6 protein-coding genes, 1 tRNA gene and 1 pseudogene are annotated in these 5,180 nt (G+C 71.3%); all 8 read left to right on the forward strand.

Annotated elements, in window-relative coordinates; all coding sequences use genetic code 11:
* Window positions 1-241 precede the first annotated feature (241 nt).
* Window positions 242-790: a hypothetical protein gene (locus PV721_RS41010; protein WP_319733627.1), complete on the forward strand. Its 549-nt coding sequence runs from the start codon at window positions 242-244 to the stop codon at window positions 788-790.
* 8 nt (window positions 791-798) lie between these two features.
* Window positions 799-1,278, forward strand: a complete 480-nt coding sequence (gene tadA / locus PV721_RS41015; RefSeq protein WP_319733629.1) for a tRNA adenosine(34) deaminase TadA — start codon at window positions 799-801, stop codon at window positions 1,276-1,278.
* A 59-nt stretch (window positions 1,279-1,337) separates the two neighbouring features.
* Window positions 1,338-1,424: transfer RNA gene (locus tag PV721_RS41020), tRNA-Ser, on the forward strand.
* Between the two features lie 108 nt (window positions 1,425-1,532).
* Complete coding sequence (locus PV721_RS41025) at window positions 1,533-1,823, forward strand: hypothetical protein (RefSeq protein WP_319733631.1); 291 nt, start codon at window positions 1,533-1,535, stop codon at window positions 1,821-1,823.
* Window positions 1,824-2,235: 412 nt separating this feature from the next.
* Window positions 2,236-2,397, forward strand: coding sequence for a hypothetical protein (locus PV721_RS41030; RefSeq protein WP_199808029.1), 162 nt, complete (start codon window positions 2,236-2,238; stop codon window positions 2,395-2,397).
* A 254-nt stretch (window positions 2,398-2,651) separates the two neighbouring features.
* On the forward strand, window positions 2,652-3,614 hold the full coding sequence (locus PV721_RS41035; RefSeq protein ID WP_319733634.1) for a SigB/SigF/SigG family RNA polymerase sigma factor: 963 nt from the start codon (window positions 2,652-2,654) through the stop codon (window positions 3,612-3,614).
* 230 nt (window positions 3,615-3,844) lie between these two features.
* Complete coding sequence (locus PV721_RS41040) at window positions 3,845-4,687, forward strand: RNA polymerase sigma factor SigF (protein WP_319733636.1); 843 nt, start codon at window positions 3,845-3,847, stop codon at window positions 4,685-4,687.
* A 50-nt stretch (window positions 4,688-4,737) separates the two neighbouring features.
* Window positions 4,738-5,180: pseudogene (locus tag PV721_RS41045) on the forward strand (hypothetical protein); the annotation flags it as partial.

The following is a 5,180-nucleotide window of genomic DNA, read 5'->3' on the forward strand; positions in this document are numbered from 1 at the left end:
CCGTACCGCCCCCCGCGAACCCCCCGCACCGGCCCCGCCGGCCCGGCCCCACAACCCCGCGGGCCCTCCGCAGGGGCACGGCACGGCACGACGCAAGCGCCGAAGACCTCTCGCAAAGCCGCTGTTTCTGCCACGATGCCGATTGGGCGGGGCACGGGCGGCGAGCACACGGCCGTTCCGCCCCAACCTCCGGCCGGGGGGACCTCCAACCGGCACGCCTAAGACCAGTGGGAGAGTCACGGTGTATTTCGCCGCACTGCTCGCGCGCACCGAAGACGGGTGGGAAGCGAGCGACATGGAACTCGACGACGTCGAGTCCCTCAGTGATCTGATCGATCTCGCCCGTTCCGCCGCTGTCGACGACGACACGGTGGTCGCCCTCATCGAGCAGGAGGACGCCTGGTTCGGCGTCGTCCGCGTGGACGGCGAGGAGGACCCGCGGTACTTCGTATCGAACGCCGCCGCGGCCGCCCGCAGCTCCTACGGCTCGATGCTGACCAAAGAGCTGCTGGGCAGCGACGAGGAGGACGACGAACTCGACGAGCTGGACCTGGACGGCACCGAGGACGGCGAGGAGGATGCCATCGCCGCCTACACGGACGAGGACGCCGACGAGGACGGGGCGGGCGGGGCCGGTGCGGAGCCGGTGCCTGCCGGTCCGCTCGGCGACCCCCGGCTGCTGGACGACCTCGGGGTGACCAACAAACAACTGATGACCCTGGACGGGGACGCCCTCTCGGAGATCGCCGAGTCCCTCGGCGCCACCGAGGTCCTGGAGGCCGTCCGCTAGTGATCCGCATGCACGACACGAGCACCACCGATCCCGTACGGGACCCGTGGCGGGACTCCATGCGCCTGGCGCTCCAGGAGGCCGCCCGGGCGGTGCCGGCCGGCGACGTGCCGGTCGGCGCCGTCGTGCTGGGCCCGGACGGGAAGGTCCTCGCCACCGGGTACAACGAACGCGAGGCGACCGGCGACCCCACGGCGCACGCCGAGGTGGTGGCGCTGCGCCGGGCGGCCGCCGCGCTCGGGGAATGGCGGCTTCCGGGGTGCACCCTCGTGGTGACCCTGGAGCCGTGCGTGATGTGCGCGGGCGCGCTCGTGCAGTCGCGCGTCGCCCGGGTCGTCTACGGCGCGGACGACGAGAAGGCGGGCGCGGCCGGGTCCCTGTGGGACCTCGTACGGGACCGCCGGCTCAACCACCGCCCCGAAGTGGTCCGCGGGGTCCTCGCCGAGGAGTGCGCCCGGCAGCTGACGGACTTCTTCCGTGAGCTGTGACGGCGGGCGCGCGGATACGGATTTCGGCGCACGGGCCACCTTGGGCTAAGCTCTCTCTCGGTAGCGTGTCCGAGCGGCCGAAGGAGCACGCCTCGAAAGCGTGTGATGGTGCAAGCTATCCGTGGGTTCAAATCCCACCGCTACCGCTCTGACCGAGAGCCCCGCCCCGCAAGGGTCGGGGCTCTCGGCGTTGGTGGCGCTCCCGTCCGGCGGACAGCCGCGTGACCGCCCGCCCCTTCGGCCGTTGTCACGGCATGACCAAGACCCAGCGCATGCTCGCCGCCATCGCCCTCGCGGGGGCCGCCGCGGGCCTCGCCGCACCCGCCGCCTCGGCCGCCCCGATCGCCCCCCTCGCCCTCCCGGACCTGCCGGCGGCCGCCCCCGGGATGCCGGCGGGGGCCCAGCCCGCTTCCGTCCAGGAGATCGGGTCGAAGCTCAGCGAGGGCGCCAACCAGCTCAACGCCCTCACGGAGCTGCCGAACCATCTGTCCCCGCTGATCGCCCCCGTGGAGCCCGTGCTGGGCCTCGCAGGCGGCCTCGAATAGCGGCGTACGGCCCCCGGACGCCCCCGTACGCACCGGAACGGCGCGGGACCACGTGAAGAAGGCCCCGACCGGGGTCGGGGCCTTCGACGTGTGGCACGGGGGAAGTGGCACCGGGGAAGTGGCACCGGGGCGACGAAGCCACTTCCCCCGACGAGGACGGACCTGCCAGCCCGGGCCGCAGTCAGGGGGAAGCTTGCGGCTCGGACCCCGCGGTGAGGTCCTGTCCCTCGCCCACCGATTTCCTGCCAGAACCGGTGGGCTCACCTCAATCCTGCGTGCGCCGCCACCCCGGACGCAGCGGCAAAGGACCCGGAGTACCGGGTCATTGGTCCTTAAAGGACACGTCGGTGTCCAATCTTGACCGGTTAGACTCACCCGACTTGCAAGGACCGGTTGGGGAGGCCGCCCGCTCGTGGACACCAGGAAACTCATCACGGGTGCCCTCACCGTGTTTGTCCTCTTCGTGATCATCACCCAGCCGAAGAGGGCGGCCGAGATGGTGGAAATAGGCTTCCAGGGGATATCGGATGCCGCATCCGGCATCGGCGAGTTCATGACCGAACTGGTGCGCTGACCCCGTACGCTGAAGCGGTTCCCGGAATTCCGGCCCCCCACTCCGACGGGTGGGGGGCTTTTTGCATACCCATCGCTGGGCGTATTGCCCTGATATGCCCAACTTGCCCTCAACACGGCGTTATACGGTGCTTGCACACAGTGCACATCTCTTGTGATGCTATGACCGCTTTTAACGGATGAGTTGACTGAAGGGGTGGCGTGACCGTGCCGGCCAGTACTGCGCCTCAGGTGCCACCCCGACAGGACCCCCAGGTGCCGACCCAGCAAGAGCCCCGCCAGGAGTCCCGCCAGGACCCGCACCAGGAGCCGCACCAGGAGCCCCCTCCCGAAGCCCGCCCGGAAGCCCGTCCGGAAGCCTGCCCGGAAGCCCGTCCGGAACCGCACCCGGAGCCCCTTCAGGAGCCCCGCCCGGAGCCGCCCGAGGGGCCTCCGGCCGCGCCGAGACCCCCGAGCCGGGGCGCCGACACCCGGGCCCTCACCCAGGTCCTCTTCGGCCAGCTGAAGGGCCTGGAGCCGGGCACCGCCGAACACACCCGGGTGCGCGGCGCCCTCATCGAGGCCAACCTCCCGCTCGTCCGGTACGCGGCCGCCCGCTTCCGCAGCCGCAACGAGCCGATGGAGGACGTGGTCCAGGTCGGCACCATCGGGCTGATCAACGCCATCGACCGGTTCGACCCGGACCGCGGCGTGCAGTTCCCGACCTTCGCGATGCCAACCGTCGTGGGCGAGATCAAACGGTACTTCCGCGACAACGTCCGCACCGTCCACGTACCGCGCCGTCTCCACGAGCTGTGGGTCCAGGTCAACGCCGCCACCGAGGACCTCACCACGCTCCACGGACGCACCCCGACCACCCCGGAGATCGCCGAACGGCTGCGGATCACCGAGGACGAGGTGCTCTCCTGCATCGAGGCCGGGCGCAGCTACCACGCGACCTCGCTGGAAGCCGCCCAGGAGGGCGACGGCATGCCCGGGCTGCTGGACCGCCTCGGCTACGAGGACCCGGAGCTGGCCGGGGTCGAGCACCGCGACCTTGTCCGCCACCTCCTCGTACAACTGCCCGAGCGCGAACAGCGGATCCTGCTCCTGCGGTACTACAACAACCTGACGCAGTCACAGATCAGCGCCGAGCTCGGGGTCTCCCAGATGCACGTCTCGCGGCTGCTCGCCCGGAGCTTCGCCCGACTGAGATCCGCAAACAGGATCGAGGCGTAACCGTAACGAGTGGAGATCATCCGCACGTTTCCCGACAGATCGGGCTGATCGCCCTCCGGTCGCTCCTGTCGCTGGAGATATATGTCGACTTGGCGCTACAGCGTGTTGCCGACATGTGACATTCTGCTTGAACCGCGTTTGCCGCAGCCCCGCCTCCGGTATTCAGGTGGAGGCTGCGTTCCTCCGACGGGCGCGCCGTACGCGACCGTCCGCGACCTCAAGGGGGTGGCATGTCCGTAGACCAGGGCAGCTCCAAGGTGCTCACGCTCGTCAAGAGCGTCACGCCGCCGGCAGTGTCCGACCGCTCGGAAGCCATCGACACCCGCACCCTCTCCCGCTCCCTCTTCCAGCGACTTGCCGCCCTGGACGCGGACAGCCCCGAACGGGCGTACGTACGCGACACCCTGATCGAGCTGAACCTGCCCCTCGTGCGGTACGCGGCGGCCCGGTTCCGCAGCCGCAACGAGCCGATGGAGGACATCGTCCAGGTCGGCACCATCGGCCTGATCAAGGCGATCGACCGCTTCGACTGCGAACGCGGCGTGGAGTTCCCGACGTTCGCGATGCCGACCGTCGTGGGCGAGATCAAACGATTCTTTAGGGACACCTCCTGGTCCGTCCGCGTCCCGCGCCGGCTCCAGGAGCTGCGCCTGGCGCTGACCAAGGCCAGCGACGAGCTCGCCCAGAAACTGGACCGCTCGCCGACCGTGCCGGAGCTCGCCGCGGTGCTCGGGGTCTCGGAGGAGGACGTGGTCGACGGCCTCGCCGTCGGCAACGCCTACACCGCCTCCTCGCTCGACTCGCCCTCCCCGGAGGACGAGGGCGGCGAGGGCTCGCTCGCGGACCGCCTCGGCTACGAGGACACCGCGCTCGAAGGCGTCGAGTACCGCGAGTCCCTGAAGCCGCTGCTCGCCAAACTCCCGCCCAGGGAACGGCAGATCATCATGCTGCGCTTCTTCGCGAACATGACGCAGTCGCAGATCGGCGAGGAGGTCGGCATCTCCCAGATGCACGTCTCCCGGCTGCTGACCCGCACCCTCGCGCAGCTGCGCGCGGGCCTCATCGGAGAGTGACCGGGCACCGCCCGCTTCCCAATTGACGATCCGTCAGGAAAACTGGCGCGATGCGAAAGGGATCGCGGGCGGCCACCACCCTCCTCGCCCTGTGCTGCACGGCGGCCGCCGGCCTCACCGGCTGCGGCGGCCCGGCACGGGACGCCTACGTCGCCGTGGGCGCTGCGGCCCCGGGCCCCGAACGGGGCGCGGGGGAGAACGTGGCGCCCCGGGGCCAGGTGGAGTTCCAGCAGCTCGGCGGCCCGTCCGCGGCGGGCGGCTCCTCCGCGTCGTCCAGTACGCCGCCCGGCGCTCCGGGATCCCGGCCACCGGGCGGCTCCGCTCCGGGCGGGGCCACGGCCACCGTCCCCGGCGGCTCCGCGGGCACCCCCGGCGCCCAGGCCGGCCCCGGGCGGACCACACCGGCGGCGGGCACGCCGAACGCGCCGAACGCCCCCGGCACGCCGTCGGGCTCGCCCACGAGCCCGGGCGCCCCGCCCACCAAGCCCGGCAC

Origin of the sequence: Streptomyces sp. MB09-01, from assembly GCF_033794505.1 — a bacterium.
Taxonomy (GTDB): domain Bacteria; phylum Actinomycetota; class Actinomycetes; order Streptomycetales; family Streptomycetaceae; genus Streptomyces.